The organism is Actinomadura sp. NPDC048955 (assembly GCF_040649435.1).
In the GTDB taxonomy this organism is placed as follows: domain Bacteria; phylum Actinomycetota; class Actinomycetes; order Streptosporangiales; family Streptosporangiaceae; genus Spirillospora; species Spirillospora luteofluorescens.
Genome location: NZ_JBEZJI010000043.1, coordinates 18,043 through 37,970 on the forward strand (window position 1 = coordinate 18,043; position 19,928 = coordinate 37,970).

Sequence of the window (19,928 nt, forward strand, 5' to 3'; positions counted from 1 at the left end):
TCACTTCCTCCGCTGGCTGCCGCTGACGCCGAGCACCTGGGCGCCGAGCACGTTGCGCATCACTTCGGGCGTCCCCCCGCCCATGGTGAGGCCGCGCCCGTCGCGGAAGTAGCGCTCCACGGGCCAGCGGCGCGAGTAGCCGCGCGCGCCGTGGACGCCGATGGCCGTGTTGGTGACCCGCTGCACCATCTCGCTGCTGTGCAGCTTGGCCATGAGGGTCGCCGTCTGGTCGGGGAATCCGCCGTCCCCGCTGCGGGCGGCCCGCCACAGCAGCATGCGCGACACGTGCACGTCCAGGGCCATGTCGGCGATCTTCCACTGGAGGCCCTGGAACTCCGCGAGCGGGCGGCCGAACTGGCGGCGGGCGTTGAGGTGGCCGACGCTCGCGTCCAGGGCGGCCTGGCCGAGGCCCGTGCACATGGCGGCGTTGCCGCACCGCTCGGGGTTGAACTGGTTGACGAGGATGCCGGTGCCCCTCTTGGAGTGCTCCTCGGGCAGGATCAGGACGTCCTCCGGCTCGATCCGCACGTTGTCGAAGTGCACCAGGCACTCGGCGACGCCCCGGATCCCCATCTTCGGGTCGATGTGGAACTCGCCCATGCCGCCCGGCCGCCCGGTGAGCACCACGGCGCCGATGCCGTAGGGGCCGGCGGTTCCGGCCAGCCGGGCGAACACGATGATGGTGTCGGCCACGTGGCCGCCGGTGATCCAGCACTTGGTGCCGGTCAGGCGGAAGCCGTCGCCGTCCGGGGTCAGGGTGGCCCGCAGGTCGGTGCCGGCGCTGCCGGCGGCCGGCTCGCTCATGGCGATCGCGAAGTGGTTCGTGCCGACGGCGACCCCGGGGAGCAGCCGGTCCTTCATCTCCTCGGTGCCGAGCACGTGGATCGCGCGCCACGGGCCGTTCAGGAACGGCTGGACGGACATCGCGGTGCTCAGGCAGGCGCGCGCCAGCTCCTCCACCACGATGCACCCTTCGAGCAGGCTCTCACCCTGGCCGCCGTACTGCTTCGGGATCGTGAGCCCGACGAGCCCGGTTTCGAGGACGGCCCCGAACGTCTTGCGCGGGAACTCCTCGGTCTCGTCCCAGTGGGCGGCCATCGGGCGCAGCTCGCGGACGGCCACCTCGCGGGCCCGTTCCCGGATCTCGCGCTGGCGCGGCGTGAGCTCCGCCCACATGCCGTCATAGGCCGGCTCCGGGTCGAGCAGGGCCGGGTCCCAGACGTCGCGGGCGGAATCGAACATCGGCTCCTGCTCTGCAGGGCCGTCCCCCGCCGGGGGTCCGCCTGCGGGAGTCGTGGTGTCGACGCTCATGGAGGGCTGCCTTTCGGAGGGAGGGAGCGAGGGCTCGGCCGAGGTCATCGCGGGGCCATCCGGATGGCGCCGTCGAGCCGGATCGTTTCGCCGTTGAGCATGGGGTTGGTGAGGATGTGGGCGGCCAGGGACGCGAACTCCGCGGGGTCGCCCAGGCGCGCCGGGTGCGGGATCGAGGCGGCCAGGCGGTCCCGGACCTGCCCCGGCACGCGGGAGAGGATCGGGGTGTCGAACAGGCCCGGCGCGATCGTGTTGACGCGGACGTGCGCGCGGGCCAGGTCGCGGGCGGCGACGAGCGTCATGCCGACCACACCGGCCTTGGACGCGGCGTACGGCAGCTGGCCGATCTGCCCCTCCCACGCCGCGACCGAGGCGGTGAGGACGCACGCACCGCGCTCACCGCCGGGCAGGTCGTCGAGGGCGACCATCGCGGCGGCCGCGTGGCGCAGCACGTTGAACGTCCCGATCAGGTTGGTCTGGACGACGCTCTGGAACCGCTCCATGGAGCCCGGCGTGCCGTCCTTCTCGACCACCCGGACGGGCCCGCCCCGGCCGGCGCAGTGCACGAGCGCGCGCAGCTCACCGAGCCCGGTCGCGGCCTCGACGGCCGCGGCGACTTGGTCGGAGTCGGTCACGTCGGCCGCGGCGAACCGCACCCGGCCCGCGGCGCCCGCGCCGAGTTCCGCGGCCACGCGCTCGCCGTCACTGCTCTCCAGGTCGAGGAGGACGACGTGCGCTCCGGCGGCGGCCAGCTCCCGCGCGGTCGCCCGGCCCAGGCCGGACGCCGCCCCGGTGACGAGTGCCGCCTTGCCCCGGATGTCCATTCGTTGTGCCCTTCGTGTCGTCGGTGGCGTGCGCCGTCAGGAGATCCGTTCGAGGACGGTGGCGTTCGCGAGGCCGCCGGCCTCGCACATGGTCTGGAGACCGCGCAGGCCGCCGGTCTGCTCCAGGTGGTTGAGGAGGGTGACGAAGAGGCGGCATCCGCTCGCGCCGAGCGGGTGGCCGAGCGCGATCGCGCCGCCGCGCGGGTTCAGCCGGGCGCGGTCGACGCCGAACTCCCCGGCCCAGGCGAGCGGGACGGACGCGAAGGCCTCGTTGACCTCGAAGGCGTCGAAGTCGTCGAGCCCGAGGCCGGTGCGCTCCAGGATCCGCCGGGTCGCCGGGATGGGGCCGGTCAGCATCATCTCGGGGTCGTCGCCGACGACGGACGAGCCGGTGATCCGCGCGCGCGGGGTGAGGCCGAGCCGCTCGGCCTTCTCCGCGCTCATCAGCAGCACGGCCGCCGCCCCGTCGGTGAGCTGGGAGCTGTTCCCGGCGGTGACCGACCAGGTGCGGCCCGGAAGGAGGTCGGCGTGGTCCTCGGACTCGAAGACGGCCTTGAGCCCGGCGAGCCGCTCGACCGTGGTGGACGGGCGGATGGTCTCGTCGGCGGTCACCTCGCCGCCGTCCGGAAGGGCGATCGGGACGATCTCGCCGTCGAAGCCGCCGGACTCGGCGGTGGCCTGCGCCCGCCGGTGGGATTCGGCGGAGAACCGGTCCTGCTCCTCGCGGGTGATGCCCCAGGTCTCGGCGACCCGCTCGGCGGCGACGCCCTGCGGGACCAGGCGGAAGCGCCCGGCGACGCCGGGCCCCCACGGGTCCTGCTCGATGCGGGCGACGCCCATCGGGACGCGGCTCATCGACTCGACCCCCGCGGCGATGACGACGTCGTGCAGGCCCGTCGCGATGCCCTGCGCGGCGAACTCGATCGCCTGCTGCCCCGACCCGCACTTGCGCTCGACCGTCGTGGACGGGACGTGGACGGGGAAGCCCGCCGAGAGCCACGCCATCCGGCCGGGTGTCGCGGACTGCTCACCGGCCTGGCTGACGCACCCCACGATGACGTCGCCGACGGTGCCCGGGTCGATGGACGTCCGCGAGACGAGGTGGGTGAGGGTCTGGGCGAGAAGCTCGACGGGGTGGAGGCCGCTCAGGGCGCCCCCCGGCTTGCCCTTGCCCATGGGGGTGCGGCACCCGTCGACGATGACGACGTCACGAAGCTCGGCCATGGCTCAGGCCTCCCGTCCGCCGGCGGCGGCCCCGCGCCGCACCGGGCGCTGGTCGAAGGATCGGCCGAGCAGCTCGGCGGCGATGCGGGTGCGCTGGATGTTGGGGGTGCCTCCGGCGAGCGCCCAGCCGTGCGCGTCCCGGTGCATGCGCTCCAGGCCGTACTCCTCGGTGTAGCCGTTCGCGCCGTGCAGCATCATCGCCATGTCGGTGACGCGCTTGGCCATCTCGTTGGCGGCGCACTTGGCGAGCGAGACGTGCAGGGTGCTCGGCGTGCCGGCGTCGAGCCCGGCCACGGCGCGGTCGCGGAGCATGCGCACCGACTCGACCTCCAGGAGCATGTCCGCGAGGGTGACCTGGACCGCCTGGAACTCCGCGATGGGCCGGCCGAACTGCTCGCGTTCCTGGACGTAGGCGATGGTCTTGTCCAGGGCTGCCTGCCCCAGCGCGAGGCTCATCGTGGTGTTGCCCAGCCGTTCGATGGAGAACATCGAGAACAGGGCGCGGAAGCCGTCGGGGGGCCGGGCGACGATGTTCTCGACCGGGACCTCCACGTCGTCGAGGATCACGTCCGCGGACGGCAGGCCCCGGAAGCCCATCAGCCGCTCGCGGGCCCCGAACGAGACGCCCGCGCGGTCGGCCTCGACGATCACGGCCCCGATGCCCCTGGCGCCCGGGAGGTCACTCATCCGGCAGTAGACGAGGTAGCGGTCCGCGTCCCCGCCGTTGGAGATCCAGCGCTTCAGGCCGCGCACCACGACGGTGTCGCCCCTGATCTCCGCGCGGGTGACCATGTCGGTGGCGGCCGATCCGGCGTCCGGCTCGGAGATGCCGATGGCCATCGCGTTGTCGCCGCTGATCACGCCGGGCAGGAGGCGCCGCTTCTGCTCCTCGGTGCCGAGCCGCACCAGGTGCTGCGCCGGTCCGACGTTGGCCTCGAAGACCTGGAAGGCCGCCGGCGGCCATACCTTGGCGAGCTCCTCCACCACGGTCAGCGCCTCGGCGAACGTTCCTCCGGCGCCCCCGTACTCCTCGGGGAGGGCGATGCCCAGCCAGCCGAGGGACCCCAGGTAGCGCCGCTCGTCATGGGTGATGACGGTCCGGTCGCGGTCCCACCGCTCGGCGTGGGGGGCGTACCGCTTCTCCGCGACCTGGCGGGCGATCTCGCGCAGTTCGGACAGGTCGGTCTGCTGGGCGGCGGGGCCCGGATCGGCCGGCCGCTGGTCGGATGTCGTGGTCATGCGCTGTGCTGCTTCCCCGTCTGCGGGTGCGCGGGACCGTCCCGGCGCTCGTCGTCGAACGCGGGCGGGTCCTGCGCGATGGATGGGATGTGTGCGGTGGCGGCCGGGTCAGCGGCTCTGGGCGTACTCGCTGTCCGCCCAGCGCGACAGGCGGGAGCCGAGCAGCCCGACCAGCCCGCTGAACAGCACGCCGACGATCGAGATGGTCACGACGCCGACGTACATCCGGTCGGGGACGAAGACCTGCCAGGCGTGCCAGGTGTAGTAGCCGAGGCCCTCGTGGGCGTTGACGAACTCGACGGCGACGACGAGCAGCATGGAGATGCCCGAGGCGAGCCTGAGGCTGGAGACGATCTGCGGCGTGATCGCCGGGACGATCATCCAGCGGAACCGCTGGCCTGGCGACAGGCCGTAGGACCGCGAGACCTCGTGGAACGCGGTGGGGATCATCATCGCGGCCGACAGCGTGGTGAAGGCGACGATGTAGAACGTGCCGAGGGAGATGAAGACCAGCTTCGGCACCTCGCCGAGCCCGAACAGCAGCAGGAACAGCGGCAGCAGCGCCAGCTTCGGGATGACGTAGAGCGCGCGGATCAGCGGCTCCAGCATCCAGCGCAGGACCTTCACCTGGCTCATCAGCAGGCCGATGAGGATGCCGGCCAGCGATCCGATGACGTAGCCGGTCACCAGCCGGACGATGGTGATCCTCAGCTCGGACCAGAGCAGCCCGCTCCGCAGGTCCTCCCCCGCCTTCGCGGCCACCGCGCTCGGCTGGCTGAAGAAGCGGGCGTCGATCCAGCCCGACCTGGCCGAGATCTCCCAGGCGACGAGGACGCCGACCGGGAGCACGAGGCCGAGCAGGAGGCGCAGGACGCCGTCACGCCTCGCCTGGTCGGCCGCCGACCGCTGCTTGGGATCGGGCCGGCGCTCGACCCAGCCGTCCTCGTTCCGAGAGACGCCCCGGTCCATCTGCACGGTCACTTGACGGCCCCCTCGATCGCCTCGACGTCGCCCTTCAGGTCGGCCCAGAGGTCCTCCTCCAGCCGGACGAACCGCGGGTCCTTCCTCAGTTCCGCCGACCGCGGCCGCGCGAACGGGACGTCGACGACGCGGCGGACACGTCCCGGACGGGCCGACATCAGGGCGATCCGGTCGGAGAGGAGGATCGCCTCGTCGAGGTTGTGGGTGACGAAGAAGACCGTGTAGTGGTGCTCGCGGACGATGGCGAGGAGCTCCTCCTGGAGCACCTTGCGCAGCTGCGCGTCGAGCGCGGCGAAGGGCTCGTCCATCAGCAGGATCTCGGGCTCGACGACGAACGCGCGGGCCAGGGCGACGCGCTGCTTCATGCCGCCGGACAGGTTGCCCGGAAGCGCCTTCTCGAACCCGGCCAGGCCGACCCGCTCGATCCACTCGTGGGAGCGGCGGCGCGCCTCGGCGCGGTCCACGCCGGCGGCGTCGAGCCCCAGGCGCACGTTCGCCTCGACCGAGCGCCACGGAAAGATCGAGTACTCCTGGAACACCGGGGCGCACAGCGGCCGGTCCTGGTGCTCGCGGTGGATCCGGACGACTCCGCCGGTGGGCTTCTGCAGCCCCGCGAGCACCCGCAGCAGCGTCGACTTCCCGCACCCCGACGGCCCGGCGACCGAGAGGAACTCGCCGCGGCCGACGGTCAGGTCGACGTCGTCGAGGGCGACGACGTCCTCCCGGCCGCGACGACGGTAGCGGTAGGACAACCCCTCGATGCGGATCTTGTCGGCGTTCGGCGCGACGTCGCCCGCCGGGGGCGACTCGGAGCGCACGGCCTCGGTCATGGGGCCCCTCCCAGCATCGTCACGTCAGATGAATTTTATTGAACGAAATCTGATTACCCTGGTATGAATCATCTGTGTGATCCGAGGCTGTGTCAAGGGTCGTCGACCCGACGGAGAGGAACGACCATGCGCCTGTGCGCCAACTGGCTCCCGCTTTCCCCCGGTCTGACCCGGCAGGTGGCCGCCCGATGCGAGGCGGCCGGCCTGTGGGGCATCGGGATCGGCGACTCCCCCAACTACGGGGAGCTGTACTCCGCCTGCACCGACGCGCTCGGCGCGACGTCCTCCCTGGTCGTGAGCACCAGCGTGACCAATCCCGTGACCCGCCACTGGTCGGTGCACGCCAGCGCCGTGCGGACCCTGGCCGCCGCGCACCCCGGCCGGTTCCGCCTCGGGTTCGGCCGTGGGGACTCGGCCGTGCACACCTTCGGCCTGCGGCCCGCGTCCCTGGCCGGCCTCGAAGACTTCGGACGCTCGGTGGCCGGGTCCGCGCGGGCCGCCGGCGTCGACCCCTTCCTGCTCGTCGCCGCGAGCGGCCCCGCGACCGCGCGCAGCGCCGGGCGCGTCGCCGACGGCGTCATCGCCGGGGTCGGCGGGGATCCCGTCGCGCTCGGCACGATCCGCGAGCGCGCGCGGGAGGCCCGCGACGCGGCCGCCGCCCCGCCGGAGATCTGGGCCTCGATGCGGATCGCCGTCGGGCGGGACGACGACGAGGTGCGCGAACTGCGGCGGCGCCTCGTCCCACGTGCGGTGAGCGCCTCGCACTTCGCCTTCGCGTCGACCTTCGAGGGCAAGAACGTGCCCGCGGAGTACGCCGGCGTGCTGGCCGAGCGCTACGCGGCCTACGACTACGGCTCGCACGGCCGCTCCGGCGCGACCTCCAACGCGGCGATGTTCGCGGACCGGCCCGACATCGAGGACTACCTGCTCGGCCGCTTCGCCGTGGTGGGACGCGCGGACGCGTGCCGGGCCCGGCTGGAGGAGCTCTCGGCGCACGTCGACGGCATCTACCTGTCACTGCTCTTCGAGGACGCCCTACCCCAGATCGACCGGATCGGCGCGATGCTCGCATAGGCACGGGAGGACCCCGGGTTCGGCGGCACGTCTTGGTCGGCGAGCACCGCACCACCCTTGAATGACGACCGTCCCCGAGCGGTCAAGGAGTCATGCGATGCAGACGTCGATCTACCACGCGGAGCACGAGGCGTTCCGGCGATCGGTGCGGGCCCTCCTCGCGAAGGAGGTCGTCCCCCACTTCCCGGACTGGGAGGCGGCCGGGTGCGTCCCGCACGAGCTCTACCGGAAGCTCGGGGACCTCGGCATGCTCGGCCTCCGCGTCCCGGCGGAGTACGGCGGCAAAGGCGAGGACGGTTTCCTCTACTCGTCGGTGTGGTCGGAGGAGTGCAGCCGCGCGGGCGTCTCGCTCGGCGGCGCGGCGACGCACATGAACCTCGTCATCCCCTACATCCTGCGGCAGGGGACCGAGGAGCAGAAGCGGCGCTGGCTGCCCGACATGGCGGCGGGACGGCGGATGGGCGCCATCGCGATGACCGAGCCGGGCACCGGCTCCGACCTGGCCGGCATCCGCACGACGGCGCGGCTCGAAGGCGGCCACTGGACGCTGTCCGGCGGCAAGACGTTCATCACCGGCGGCATCAACGCCGACCTGGTGGTCGTCGTGGCGCGCACCAGCGAGCACGCCGACCGGCGGGTGGGCCTGTCCCTGCTCGTCGTCGACGCCGACGGCGAGGGCTTCGGCCGGGGACGGAACCTGGAAAAGACCGGGCTCAGGGCCACCGACACGGCCGAGCTGTTCTTCGACGACGTCGCCGTCCCCGCGGACCACCTCCTCGGCGAGGAGGGCCAGGCCTTCCGCTACCTCGCGCACAACCTCGTGCAGGAGCGGCTCGGCATCGCCCTCGGCTCCCAGGTCTCGGCCGAGAAGGCACTGCGGATCACGGTCTCCTACGTCAGGGACCGCACGGCGCTCGGCCGGCCCCTGTCGTCCTTCCAGAACACGAAGTTCGAGCTCGCGTCCTGCCACGTGGAGGTGACCGCCGGGCGCGCCCTGCTCGACCGGGCCATGCGCGCCCACGACGCCGGCGAGCTCACCGCCGCCGAGGCGTCCACGGTCAAGGTCTACTGCACCGAGACGCAGAACCGGGTGATCGACCGGTGCCTGCAACTCCACGGCGGGTACGGGTTCATGCGGGAGTACGAGATCGCCCGCATGTACACCGACGCGCGCGTCTCCCGTATCTACGGTGGCACCAACGAGGTCCAGCGCGTCATCATCGCCAAGTCGCTGGGACTGTAGGAGCGGAGGCCGTCATCGAGCTGCAGCAGCTCCGCCACTTCGTCGCGGTCGCCGAGGCGCGGAGCATCAGCGGCGCGGGGACGGCCCTCGACGTCCCCCAGTCGACCATCTCCCAGGCGGTGCACGCGCTGGAGAAGGAACTCGGCGCCGCCCTGTTCCACCGGACCGGGCGCGGCATGACGCTGACCCCGGCCGGTCACGGCCTGCTCAGCCCCGCGCGCCGGATCCTGCGCGAGACCCGGCAGGCCGAGGCCGCGGTGTCCGCCGAACCGCGCCGGGCCTCACGGTCGGTCTGGCGTGGGACCCCGGACGGCGTCGCCGGTGGCGCGGCTCTTCGCGGCCGCCGCGTACGCGGCGGCAACGTGATCTCCAGCAACGTCCGCGCCGCCGGGGTCGGCGGCTCCGGGCGGCGGACCAGCCCGACCCGGCGGAACACCGGCGGATCCAGGGACCTGAGCCGTGCGTCCGGGAGGAGCCGCTCGGCGACGGCCCGCGACACGAAGGCGACCAGGACGTCCCGGCCCACGAGGTCCCACAGCAGCTGTCGCCGCACGCTGCGGACCCGCGGTTCGCCCAGCACCTCGGCCATGGTCCGCTCGCTGGCCGTCCGGCCGCCGGGCGCCAGGGCGAGCGCGCCCGAGGGCAGGTCCCGGACGAGCGCGCGCGGCAAGGGGTCGGGGAGGCCTGCGGCCAGACCGGGGCCGGCCGCGATGACCGTCTCGTCCCGCGCCAGCTCGACGGTCTCCAGGGACGCCCGGTGGACGGGCAGCTCGACCAGCCCGATCTCGGCCGCGCCCTCCGTGATCTCGGCGAGCACGGCCGGGACCGACCCGGGCTCGCGGACGTGCACCCGCAGGCCCGGATGGGCGTCCAGCAGGCGCCCGACCCAGGGGCCGAGCGGATGGATCGCCAGGGTCGAGGCCGCCGCGACGGTGAGCCGTCCGGCGTCGAGCCGCGCCACCCGCTCGACCCGGTCCCGCGCCTCCTCCACCTCGACCAGGACGGACCGGGCCCTGATCTCCAGTTCGGTGCTGGTCGAGCTGTACGGCGGCACCGAGGGGTCGGCCACGGTGATCACCTCGGAGGAGTGGCTGACCCACGTCGGCAGCGTCGGGCGCGCGCTGCCCCACGTCAGCCTGCGGATCCTGGACGACGACCGCGACGAGGTGCCGGTCGGCGAGGTCGGCACCGTGTACTTCAGGAACGTGGAGATGTCCTTCGCCTACCTCGGCGATCCCGCAAAGACGGCCGCGTCCCGCCTGGACGGGCACGTCACGCTCGGCGACCTCGGCCGGCTCGACGAGGACGGCTACCTCTACCTCTCGGACCGGTCCGCCGACCTGATCATCAGCGGGGGCGTGAACATCTATCCGGCTGAGATCGAGCACGCGCTGCTGGAACTCCCGGGCGTGACCGACGCGTGCGTCGTCGGCCGGCCGGACGAGAAATGGGGCGAGAGCGTGCACGCGGTCGTGGTCGCCGACCGTCCGGGAACCGACGAGGAGATCGCGGCGGCGCTGGGCGCCGAGCTCCGCTCCCGCATCGCCGGCTACAAGATCCCGCGCAGCTGGGCGTTCGCCGAGTAGCTGCCGCGGTCGGCGGCGGGGAAGCTGCTGCGCCGCGAGATACGGGAGAGCGTCGCGGATGGCCGGGCGGACGCGCCCCACCTGAGACAAGACGCCGGGCCCGTCTTGTGACCACACGCGGCGCGACGGTAGATTCCGTTCAGCAAAAGCAGATTGGAATGAATAGAACGGGGGTGCCCGTGCGCGCGCTGGTCTGGGACGGAACAGGTCTCCACGTCGACTCGGCCGTCGAGGTCCGCCCGCCGGGTCCGGGCGAGGTCGCCGTCGACATCGCCATGGCCGGCCTGTGCCACAGCGACATCAGCCCGATGGAGGGCCGCATCCCCCAGCCCACGCCCGCCGTCCTCGGCCACGAGGCCGTCGGCGCGGTCACCGCGGCGGGCCCCGGCACCGGCGTCCCCGTTGGGCAGCGGGTCGCGCTCACCGTCCTGCGCCGATGCGGCGAGTGCCGCCACTGCCGCGAAGGCCGTCCGACCCTGTGCCCCGCCTCCGGCCGGGCCGTCGACAGCCCGTTCTCCCGCGGCGGCGACGTCGTGCACCAGTTCGTCAGGATCGGCGCCTTCGCCGAGCGGATCGTGGTGGCTCAGGAGCAGGTCATCCCGATGCCCACCGAGATCTCCGACCCGGTCGCCGCCATGCTCGGATGCGCCACGGTCACCGCGTTCGGCGCCGTGGAGGACCGCGCCCGGCTCCGCGCCGGCGAGACCGTGCTCGTGACCGGCGCCGGCGGGATCGGGCTGAACGCCGTCCTCGCCGCCAGAGCGGCCGGCGCGGACCGCATCGTGGTCGTCGACCGCAACCCGGCGAAGGAACGGATCGCCCGCACCTGCGGGGCCACCGACTTCCTCGTCCCGACCGAACCGGCCCAGATCGTCCCGGCCGTCCAGGCGCTGGTGCCCGGCGGCGTGGACGCCGCGTTCGAGTGCGCCGGCCACACCGGACTCCTCGAAGCGTCCGTCAAGGCCCTCGCCTGGGGCGGACGGGCCGTCATCCTCGGGCTGCCGCCGACCGGCGCGGCCATCGACCTCGTGGTGCGCGAACTGTTCCACGACAAGTCCCTGCTCGGCTGCCGCATGGGCTCGGTCGACCCGCACCGGAAACTGCCCGAACTCGCCGAGCGCGTCCTGCGCGGTGAACTCGACCTGACCCCGCTCGTGTCGGCGGTCGTGCCCCCGGAGGACGCCGGACGACTCGTCGACGACCTCCGCCACGGCCGCATCGACCGCGGCTTCCTCCGCTTCGGGAGCACCTCGTGACCACGACCGCCCATCTCATCGCCGGCGACCGGCTGAGCACCGGATCGACGTACGAGATCACCGACCCCTACACCGAGCGGGTCATCGCCGTGGTCGCCGACGGCGACCGCACCGCGGCCGGCGCCGCCGTGGCCGCCGCCGCCGACGCGCGCGACGCCTGGGCGGCGACCCCGGTCGAGGCCCGCCGCCGTGTCCTCGGCCGCGCCGGCGAACTGCTCGAAGCGCGGCGCGGCGAACTCGTCGACCTGGCCATCGCCGACACGGGCGCCCGCCGCGCGGTCGCCGAGCAGACCCAGGTGGACGCGGCGCTGGCCCGGCTCCGGCACTGGTCCGCCCTGCCCGCCGACCTGCTCACCGTCCCGGCGGAACCCGTGGCGTCCGGCCTCGCGGGGACGGTCACGCGCACCCCGGTCGGTGTGGTCGGCTGCATCAGCCCCTACAACTTCCCGCTGCTCGCGATGGTCGGGAAGATCGCGCCCGCCCTGTTCGCCGGCAACACCGTGGTGATGAAGCCGGCCCCGCAGGACCCGCTGCTCGTCGTCGCGCTCACCGAGGCGCTCAACGAGGCCCTGCGGGCGGAGGGCGCACCGGCGGGCGCGGTCAACCTGGTGACGGGCGCGGGCGCCGAGCCCGGCGCCGCGCTGGTCGACCACCCGGAGGTCGGCGCGATCAGCTTCACCGGCAGCACCGTCGTCGGCACCGAGATCTACCGGTCGGCGGCGCCCGGCATGAAACGGCTCCTCCTCGAACTCGGCGGCAAGGGCGCGCTCGTCGTCCGCGCCGACGCCGACCTCGACGCCGCCGTCGCCGGCGCGACCCGGGCGTGGACGGTCCACTCCGGGCAGATCTGCGTGACGCCCGCCCGCATCATCGCCGACACCTCGGTGCACGACGAGCTGGTCGACCGCCTGCGCACCGCGCTGGACGGCCTCGTGCACGGCGACCCGCGGGACCCCGCGACGACGACCGTTCCCCTGATCAGCGGCGTCCAGCGCGACCGCGTCGCCGCCCTGGTGGCCGGTGCCCGCGCCGAGGGCGCAACGGTGCACACCGCGGCGAACGTCCCGGACCACGGCTACTTCCACCCCGCCACCCTCGTGACGGACGTCGGCCCCGACGCGACCGTCATGCAGGAAGAGGCGTTCGGCCCGGTCATCTGCGTCACCCCGGCTACCTCGGACGACGAGGCGGTCGCCATCTCCAACTCGACGCGCTACGGACTGACCGACCAGATCTACTCGCGCGACCTCGACGCGGCGCACCGCATGGCCGCCCGGCTGGCCGCGGCACAGGTCGGCATCAACACCTGCGCCCGCCGGGCAGACCTCCCATTCGGCGGCACCAAGGCCAGCGGCCTGGGACGCAGCGGCGGCACCCACGCACTCGACTCCTACACCGACCTCCACGCAACAGTGCAACCAGCCGACTGGGTGTAAACGGCTCCCGCGACGCGACACTCGCCGAGACCTTCGACCCACCTCGACGGCGTTGAGGCCCGCGACCACGCCTGGCGCCGCACCTGCGGCTGCGTCCTAGCCGGGGGCGACGGGCCGGTGCAGTACGGCCCGTTCGGCTGGGTCGCCGCCGGTCGCTCGGCACAGCCGCCGACGCCGAGACCTTGCAGCACACCCAGACCGCCCCGGCCGACGGCTCAGCCCCGATGATGGCGGTGAGCTCACGCGGGCGGGTTGGTGGGTATGTCGTCGGAGTCAGCGGAGGGAGTTGCCTCCGTCGGCGATGAGGGCGACGCGCTCCGAAGTGGTCGACTAGGAGGCGTGTGCCGGGCGCAAGCTGAGACAGGGGTGCCTACGCACGCGTGTCCACCACGCATCAAGACCTCGGCCGACGACTCGACGCGCTCGCCAAGCACGGCATCCCCGCCGAGCGGATCCACCTGAAGTCGGAGACGGAGGCGCCTTCGTCGCGGAGGCCAAGGGAAAGCCGAGCTCTTCATCGAGCGAACGGCTTCCTCCACGTCAGAGGCCCCCGCGCCAAGGCCGCCAGGGGTCCAGGCCTCGACGCGGCTTTCGATCGCCGGGGCGGAGAACCGAGATGACATGTGACCGACGGGACTGCGATCATGCGCGCCATGATCTTGGTCTTCTCGGGGGTGCGCCGTGCAGCCGCTGCGTCCGGCTGATCCGGCCGCGATCGGCGGCTATCCGCTGCTGGGCCGGCTGGGCGAGGGCGGAATGGGGCTGGTCTACCTGGCGCTGGCCGGTGGGGGCCGGCACATCGCGTTGAAGGTCGTGCGCGAGGGGTTGGACGACCCGCAGATGCTGGCGCGGTTCCGGCGGGAGGCGCAGACCGTGGCGCGGGTGCGCAGCCGGTATGCGGCGGCGATGGTCGCCTCTGGCCTGGTCGAGGAGCCGTACTGGCTGGCCACCGAGTATGTGCCCGGCCCGACGCTGCGCCAGGCCGTGCAGCGGTACGGCCCGCCTCCCGTCGGCACCTGTGTGCGGCTGCTGGCCGCGCTGGCCACGGGTCTGGCCGAGGTGCACGCCCAGGGGGTGGAGCACCGCGACGTCAAACCCTCCAATGTGGTGCTGGCCCCCGACGCCCCCAGACTGATCGACTTCGGGATCGCGCGGGGCGAGGACCAGACGCAGATCACCCGCACCGGGGGCTGGAACGGCACCCCCGGCTACGTCGCGCCCGAGGTTCTGCGCGAGCAGGCGTTCGGCCCGCCCGCCGATGTGTTCTCCCTCGGGGTGACGATCGCCTACGCCGCCACCGGCCGTCCGCCGTTCGGGGCGGGCCCGGTCGAGGCGGTGCTGCTGCGCACCATCAACGACGACCCCGACCTGGCCGGGCTGCCCGCCGAGCTGGCGGCACCGCTGGCGGCGGCGATGGCCAAGGACCCCGCTGATCGGCCCACCTCGCGAGAACTGGCCGCTGCATGCGGGGCACCTGCGCGAACGTCCACAGCCGCTGCCGGCGGCCGTCCTCCCGTTCCAGGCGGCCTGCAGGATGGATTCGCCAGTGACTCCGCCTACCAGCACATCACCGCACTGGCAGCGCAGCCAGTGCCGGCGGACGTGGCAACAGCGGTGCGCCAGGGATTGGTACCGGACGGCCACGGGCGGAAGGGTACGCGGCGCCGCGTAGGCGTCATCGCCGGAGCCGCGGCCACCGTCCTGGTCCTGGGATCGGCGGTCGGTTTCCGCTACTTCGGCGGCGGGGACGGCGACAACGGCGACCGGCCGCCCACCGGCCGTCCCGCCGCCGGCGCGACGGTGACCGCCCCTTCCCGGCCCTCGTTCGAGGGGTCGGTCGCCGATCTGAGCGAGAGCCGCTCCGGCTTCGGCACGTTCCTGAAGAACAACATCGGCCGCAAGGTGCGGCTCAAGGTCGGCCTCAACATGGACCTCAAGATCACCGACGGGAAGGGCGCCGCCATCGACGTGAGCGGCGCCGAACACGACAACGTCATCTTCCAGGTCTGGTCCGCCTGCGAGGGCGGCCTTTCCGAGAACGAGAAGCCGGAAATCGGACGTTGCACCGCCTACCACGTGAACATCGGCAATGACGAGCGCCCCTGGAACGGGCTCAACTTCGTGCACGGCGAGTTCACCTTCCAGGGCAACTTCGAGGTGTCCGGCGGACAGGACTACCAGGGCATGACCCTCTACTCCCTGCTCCCAGTGGCTGCCGACTGATCCCCACCACCCGGGCCGAAGCCCCCACCCCCCGTTCGGCCGAAGTTGTCGGATTCGGGCCGCGCTGTTCGTAGCCAGGTTGAGAGGCCGTCCACAGGGGCGGCCGTCGCGATCACAGGAGGCGCCGACCGATGCAGCACTCACAGGCCAAGGTCCACCGGATGTCCGAGCTCGTCGAGCCGATCGCCACCGTCACCTACTCCGAGATCCCGAACGAGGCGTTCCTGGCCCTCGGCATGCGCAACTACTGGGACGGATACTTCGCCGGCCGGGCCGCGCCGCTGGGGCAGGCATCAGCCGAGGTGGTGCACGCGGTCTTCTACAACTTCGCCGGCGGCGAGGTGGCGCGGCACATCCCCTGGGTCTGGGGGAAGATCACCCCGCAGGAGGCGATCGCCGTGCGCGAGCGGGGCAGCGCCGCCGCGCTGCGGCAGATGATCGGACAGCTCGCCGACTCCCCCGGTCTGGCGCGGGCCGCCGATCTCGCCACCCGAGCAGCGGTCAGCGCGCCGACCGAGGGCCGGGCACTGTACGCCGGACTCCGGGCGCTCGACGTCCCCGAGGAGCCGGTCGCCAGGCTCTGGCATGCGGCGACGCTGCTGCGCGAGCACCGCGGGGACGGCCACAACGCCGCACTCCTCGCGCACGGCATCGGCGGCACCGGAGCCCACGTCCTCATGGCTCTCTCCCTCGGCATGCGGGCCGAGGAGTTCGGCCGGATCCACCACCTGCCCAAGGCGCAACTGGCCGCCGTCGTAGACGGCCTGCGCGGCCGCGGCCTCGTGAACGCCGACGGTGCCTTCACCGACGCCGGCCGGGAGGCCAAGGAGCGGATCGAGGCCCTCACCGACGAGCTGGCGGCACCGCCGTACGACGTGCTCAGCGCGGACGAACTCGACGAGCTGGTCGCGGAACTCGAGCCGATCGCCGCCGCCGCACGAGACAACGACGACTGAGCGGACAGCTAACAGAGACGCCGCGACCCCAAGCCCAGCCGCCGAGGTGTCCAACGTCCCCAGAGGACGAAAGACTTCGGGCTTCTCACCTGTCTTCTGTCCAGCAGCCCGGCGAGACTCCCGCGTCCGTGGGCGGACAAGCGCGCTCTTCGCGGGCCACCCTGGGTAGGGGATGAGCATGGACGACCTGACAGGTGGGGAGCCGGGTCCCGAAATGAGCGGGCTCGGGGTGGCGGCGGTCGCGCGTCGGCTGGGCGTGGCGCCCTCCACCCTGCGCACCTGGGATCACCACTACGGCGTAGGCCCGACGGGCAGCGGCTCCGAAAGGCAGCACCGCTATACCCCGGCCGACGTTGCCCGGCTGAAGACCATGCAGCAGATGATCTCCGCGGGAGCGCCGCCGGCGGAGGCGGCCGAGGCGGTTCTGCGGACACCGCACGGACAGGAGCAGGAACCACAGAGCCACGATGCGGCCGCCCACCGTGCCCTGGACATCTCTGCCACCGAGCACGCCGCTTCGCTAGCCTCGCGGATCAGGAACCTCGCGGATGCGGCGATGGAGCTGGACGAGCTCGTGATGACCGGCATCCTGGAATCAGCCCTGCGGCAAGAGGGCGTCACCGCGACGTGGGAACAGGTGATCGCACCGGTCCTCGTCGACCTCGGAAGCAGGCATTCGACGACCGGCGAGTACATAGAGGTGGAACATCTTCTGTCGGCCGTGGTGTCGCGCTGCCTCCTTGCGGTGACGTCGCCTCAGGCGCAGTTCTCAGCAGGCCGGCTTCGTAGTCCCGTGGTGCTGGCATGCGCCCCGGATGAGGAGCACACCCTGCCACTCCTCGTGCTGGCGGCAGCCTTGGCCGAGACCGGCGCGGCGAGACTCATGCTGGGTGCACGGGTGCCGTCAGCGGCTCTGGCAGCCGCGGTCAAACGGTCTGGGGCGCGCGCGGCGTTCGTGTGGTCGCAGACGTCCGAGACCGGTGACCCGTCCTGGCTCACCGACCTGGCCGCCACGAATCCCGCGCTGCAGGTGGTGGTCGGGGGCCCCGGCTGGGACCGTGAGGGGCTCCCGCCCGGGGTGCCCTTCACGGCATCGGTGTCCATGGCGCTAGGAACGTTGCTCGCAGCAGCCTCTTACTAACCGCAGAATCCCTTCTCCGCCGCCTCGTCGACGGAATCGCGGAGAAGCAGGGGGAGCCCGGGGAGGGGGCCCGGAGGCACCCAACCTCTGGGCTCCGGGGAACCGCGCACGTGTCAGCCGCGGTAGGCCTCGAGGAGGCGGAGCCAGACTTCGCTGATGGACGGGAAGCACGGGACGGCGTGCCAGAGCCGGGCGACGGGCACCTGGGCGGCGACGGCGACGGTGGCCGAGTGGATCAGTTCCTCGACGCCGGGTCCGACCATGGTGACGCCGAGCAGGTGGCCACGGTCCTCGTCCACGACCATGCGGGCGCGCCCGGTGTAGCCGTCGGCGTACAGCCCGGCCCCCGCCACCTTCCGCCCGGGATCGACGTCGACCACGCGGATCCGGTGCCCGGCGCGTTCGGCCTGGTCGGCGGTCAGGCCCACCGAGCCGGCCGGCGGGTCGCAGAAGAACACCTGCGGGACCGCGCGGTGGTCGGCGGTGACCGCGTGGGCGCCCCACGGCGCGGTGTCGAGGGGTTGCCCCGCGGCGCGAGCGGCGATCGCGGCGCCGGCGATGCGAGCCTGGTACTTGCCCTGGTGGGTGAGCAGTGCGTGATGGTTGACGTCGCCGAGGGCGTACAGCCAGCCATCGCCGAGGGCGCGCACGGCGCAGGTGTCGTCGACGTCCAGCCACGAGCCGGGCTCCAGGCCGACGGTCTGCAGGCCGATGTCGTCGGTCAGCGGCCGGCGGCCAGTGGCGAACAGCACCTCATCGGCCTCCAGGTCGGCACCGTCTCCAAGGCTCAGAGTGACCGGCCCGGCGCCGCCCGGGCGGCGTGTCCCGGTGACGGTGGTGCCGATCCGCACGTCGATCCCGGCCTGGGTGAACGCGCGGGCGATCATCTCCCCGGCGAAGGGCTCCATCCGGGGCAGCAGTCCGTCCGTCCGGGCGAGCAGCGTGACGGACGAGCCCAGCCCCTGCCAGGCGCTGGCCATCTCCACTCCGACTCCGCCACCGCCGACCACGGCGAGCCGTTCGGGGACGGTGTGCGCGTCGGTGGCCTCCCGGTTGGTCCAGGGACGCGCCTCGGCCAGGCCGGGCAGCTCTGGCAGGACCGGGCGGCTCCCGGTGCAGATCGCCACCGCCTGGCGGGCCGCCAGGGTGATCGTCCCCCCGTCCGGCGTCTCCACCGCGACCCGCCGGGCTCCGTCGAGCCGTCCGTGCCCGCGGACCAGGTCGGCGCCGATGCTCTTGAGGAACGTCGCCTGGCCCGTGTCGGTCCAGTCGCTCACCCACTCGTCCCGGCGGGCGAACACGGCGGAGGCGTCCACGGGGCCGGTCACCGCCTGGCGTGCTCCGGCGACGCGGCGGGCGTCGGCGGCCGCCACGACCGGCCGCAGCATCGCCTTGCTGGGGATGCACGCCCAGTACGAGCACTCACCCCCGACCAGCTCCCGCTCCACCGCCGCCACGCTGAGCCCGGCGGCACGGGCGCGGTCGGCGACGGTCTGCCCGATCGGCCCCGTCCCGATCACGATCACGTCGTAGGTGTCTTCCGCTGGTGACCTGTTCATCGCGTCATCCCTTCTCTCGGCTCGGTGTGATGTGGCTCCGCTTGGGGCGGGCGGTGGCCGATCTCCTGGATCACCCAGGCGTTGCCGTCCGGGTCGGCGAAGTCGGCGAGGCTGGCGTAATCGCGGCGTTCCGGGTCGGTCCCCGGCCGCCATCCGCCTTTCCAGTCGTCGATAGGTGACTTGTGCCGGATGGTGCTGATCTCGACGCCGCGTTCGGTGAGCTCGCGGTGGGCGGCTTCGATGTCGGTGACGGCCAGGTAGGTGGCACGTGCGGATCCGGGTGCCGCGTCGGTGAGGCCGACACCGATCTGGACCGAGCAGGACGATCCGGGCGGCGTGAGCTGGACGACGCGGAAGCCGGGGGCGGGGTGGTAGTCGACGTCGAGGGTGAAGCCGGCCCGCCGGGTGTAGAAGGCCGCCGCCCGGTCGACGTCGCCGACGGACAGGGTGACGACCTGGAGCCGGTAGTCCATCAGGCGCCTGCCAGGTCGCGGTAGGCGCGGGCGTCCATCAGGGCGGCGAGTCGCCCGTCCAGCGTCGCCGGATCGGTTTCGACCTCGAACATCCAGCCCCGGCCGTACGGGTCGGTGTTGACGAGTTCGGGCGTGCGGGGAAGGTCGTCGTTGCGGGTACGGACCGTTCCCGTGAGGGGCGTGATCAGGTCGCTGACGCTCTTGACCGATTCGATGTCGCCGCAGGCCTCACCCGCCTCGACCGTGTCACCGGGCCCGGGCAGGGTCACGGCGACCACGTCGCCGAGGGACTGCTGGGCGTAGTCGGTCACTCCGACCCGGACCAGGCCGGTGCCGGCGTCGGGCCGGACCCAGAGATGATCGTCGCTGTACTTCAGATCGGCCGGAATGTCGGACATTGTTCCTCCCGTCGAAGCCCGGCGGAGCGCCAGGCGTGCCGCGGCGGTCACGGCGTGCCGGATCACGGCGTTGATGCTGGACTGTCCTGGTGCCCTAGGGACGAGGACGGCGGGAACCGGGCCGTCGCCCGGGCTTACGGCGAAAGGCTTCTCGTCGATCGTCATGGTGTTCCT

At 72.8% G+C, this 19,928-nt stretch carries 18 protein-coding genes and 1 pseudogene; 9 read left to right on the forward strand and 10 right to left on the reverse strand.

The window, feature by feature from the left end; genetic code table 11:
• From AB0C84_RS31630 to AB0C84_RS31655, 6 genes are all read right to left on the reverse strand, one after another.
• Nucleotides 1–1,242 (reverse strand): acyl-CoA dehydrogenase family protein, encoded by a 1,242-nt coding sequence (locus AB0C84_RS31630; protein ID WP_361073696.1) that lies wholly within the window; start codon nt 1,240–1,242, stop codon nt 1–3.
• 113 nt (nt 1,243–1,355) lie between these two features.
• On the reverse strand, nt 1,356–2,135 hold the full coding sequence (locus tag AB0C84_RS31635) for an SDR family NAD(P)-dependent oxidoreductase (protein WP_258940924.1): 780 nt from the start codon (nt 2,133–2,135) through the stop codon (nt 1,356–1,358).
• Between the two features lie 36 nt (nt 2,136–2,171).
• Nucleotides 2,172–3,359, reverse strand: coding sequence for a thiolase family protein (locus AB0C84_RS31640; protein ID WP_339153423.1), 1,188 nt, complete (start codon nt 3,357–3,359; stop codon nt 2,172–2,174).
• Between the two features lie 3 nt (nt 3,360–3,362).
• Complete coding sequence (locus AB0C84_RS31645) at nt 3,363–4,598, reverse strand: acyl-CoA dehydrogenase family protein (protein ID WP_361073699.1); 1,236 nt, start codon at nt 4,596–4,598, stop codon at nt 3,363–3,365.
• 108 nt (nt 4,599–4,706) lie between these two features.
• Nucleotides 4,707–5,579, reverse strand: a complete 873-nt coding sequence (locus AB0C84_RS31650) for an ABC transporter permease (protein ID WP_361073701.1) — start codon at nt 5,577–5,579, stop codon at nt 4,707–4,709.
• Complete coding sequence (locus tag AB0C84_RS31655; RefSeq protein ID WP_258940928.1) at nt 5,576–6,409, reverse strand: ABC transporter ATP-binding protein; 834 nt, start codon at nt 6,407–6,409, stop codon at nt 5,576–5,578. The genes AB0C84_RS31650 and AB0C84_RS31655 overlap by 4 nt, the downstream gene beginning before the upstream one ends.
• A 126-nt stretch (nt 6,410–6,535) precedes the next feature.
• On the opposite strand from AB0C84_RS31655, the gene AB0C84_RS31660 reads away from it, so the two are divergent.
• The 3 genes and pseudogenes from AB0C84_RS31660 to AB0C84_RS31670 all read left to right on the forward strand — a co-directional run.
• Nucleotides 6,536–7,483, forward strand: a complete 948-nt coding sequence (locus tag AB0C84_RS31660; protein WP_361073703.1) for an LLM class flavin-dependent oxidoreductase — start codon at nt 6,536–6,538, stop codon at nt 7,481–7,483.
• A 97-nt stretch (nt 7,484–7,580) separates the two neighbouring features.
• Nucleotides 7,581–8,726: an acyl-CoA dehydrogenase family protein gene (locus tag AB0C84_RS31665; RefSeq protein ID WP_361073705.1), complete on the forward strand. Its 1,146-nt coding sequence runs from the start codon at nt 7,581–7,583 to the stop codon at nt 8,724–8,726.
• 65 nt (nt 8,727–8,791) lie between these two features.
• A pseudogene (locus tag AB0C84_RS31670) lies at nt 8,792–8,866 on the forward strand (hypothetical protein); the annotation flags it as partial.
• 56 nt (nt 8,867–8,922) lie between these two features.
• On the opposite strand, the gene AB0C84_RS31675 reads toward AB0C84_RS31670, so the two are convergent.
• Entirely contained in the window at nt 8,923–9,795 is an 873-nt protein-coding gene (locus AB0C84_RS31675) for a LysR family transcriptional regulator substrate-binding protein (RefSeq protein WP_361073789.1), read from the reverse strand.
• On the opposite strand from AB0C84_RS31675, the gene AB0C84_RS31680 reads away from it, so the two are divergent.
• From AB0C84_RS31680 to AB0C84_RS31705, 6 genes are all read left to right on the forward strand, one after another.
• Nucleotides 9,755–10,312 carry an AMP-binding protein gene (locus tag AB0C84_RS31680; protein ID WP_361073791.1) on the forward strand — a complete coding sequence of 186 codons (558 nt, stop codon included), beginning with the start codon at nt 9,755–9,757 and terminating at the stop codon, nt 10,310–10,312. The genes AB0C84_RS31675 and AB0C84_RS31680 overlap by 41 nt on opposite strands.
• 158 nt (nt 10,313–10,470) lie before the next feature.
• On the forward strand, nt 10,471–11,568 hold the full coding sequence (locus tag AB0C84_RS31685; protein WP_361073707.1) for a zinc-binding dehydrogenase: 1,098 nt from the start codon (nt 10,471–10,473) through the stop codon (nt 11,566–11,568).
• Nucleotides 11,565–13,004, forward strand: coding sequence for an aldehyde dehydrogenase family protein (locus tag AB0C84_RS31690; protein ID WP_361073709.1), 1,440 nt, complete (start codon nt 11,565–11,567; stop codon nt 13,002–13,004). The genes AB0C84_RS31685 and AB0C84_RS31690 overlap by 4 nt, the downstream gene beginning before the upstream one ends.
• Nucleotides 13,005–13,685: 681 nt before the next feature.
• A complete protein-coding gene (locus AB0C84_RS31695; protein WP_361073711.1) occupies nt 13,686–15,227 on the forward strand; it encodes a serine/threonine-protein kinase in 1,542 nt (513 codons plus the stop codon).
• A 131-nt stretch (nt 15,228–15,358) separates the two neighbouring features.
• Entirely contained in the window at nt 15,359–16,183 is an 825-nt protein-coding gene (locus AB0C84_RS31700) for a hypothetical protein (RefSeq protein ID WP_361073713.1), read from the forward strand.
• 178 nt (nt 16,184–16,361) lie between these two features.
• Entirely contained in the window at nt 16,362–17,324 is a 963-nt protein-coding gene (locus tag AB0C84_RS31705) for a MerR family transcriptional regulator (protein ID WP_361073715.1), read from the forward strand.
• Between the two features lie 113 nt (nt 17,325–17,437).
• Here the strand turns inward: AB0C84_RS31705 and AB0C84_RS31710 are convergent, their stop codons facing one another.
• Genes AB0C84_RS31710 through gcvH form a run of 3 tightly spaced genes read right to left on the reverse strand, consistent with a single transcriptional unit; the run spans nt 17,438 to nt 19,919 of the window.
• Nucleotides 17,438–18,883, reverse strand: coding sequence for an NAD(P)/FAD-dependent oxidoreductase (locus tag AB0C84_RS31710; RefSeq protein WP_361073716.1), 1,446 nt, complete (start codon nt 18,881–18,883; stop codon nt 17,438–17,440).
• On the reverse strand, nt 18,880–19,356 hold the full coding sequence (locus AB0C84_RS31715; RefSeq protein ID WP_361073718.1) for a VOC family protein: 477 nt from the start codon (nt 19,354–19,356) through the stop codon (nt 18,880–18,882). The genes AB0C84_RS31710 and AB0C84_RS31715 overlap by 4 nt, the downstream gene beginning before the upstream one ends.
• A complete protein-coding gene (gcvH, locus tag AB0C84_RS31720; protein ID WP_361073720.1) occupies nt 19,356–19,919 on the reverse strand; it encodes a glycine cleavage system protein GcvH in 564 nt (187 codons plus the stop codon). Before gcvH ends, AB0C84_RS31715 begins: the two co-directional genes overlap by 1 nt.
• Between the last annotated feature and the right edge of the window lie 9 nt (nt 19,920–19,928).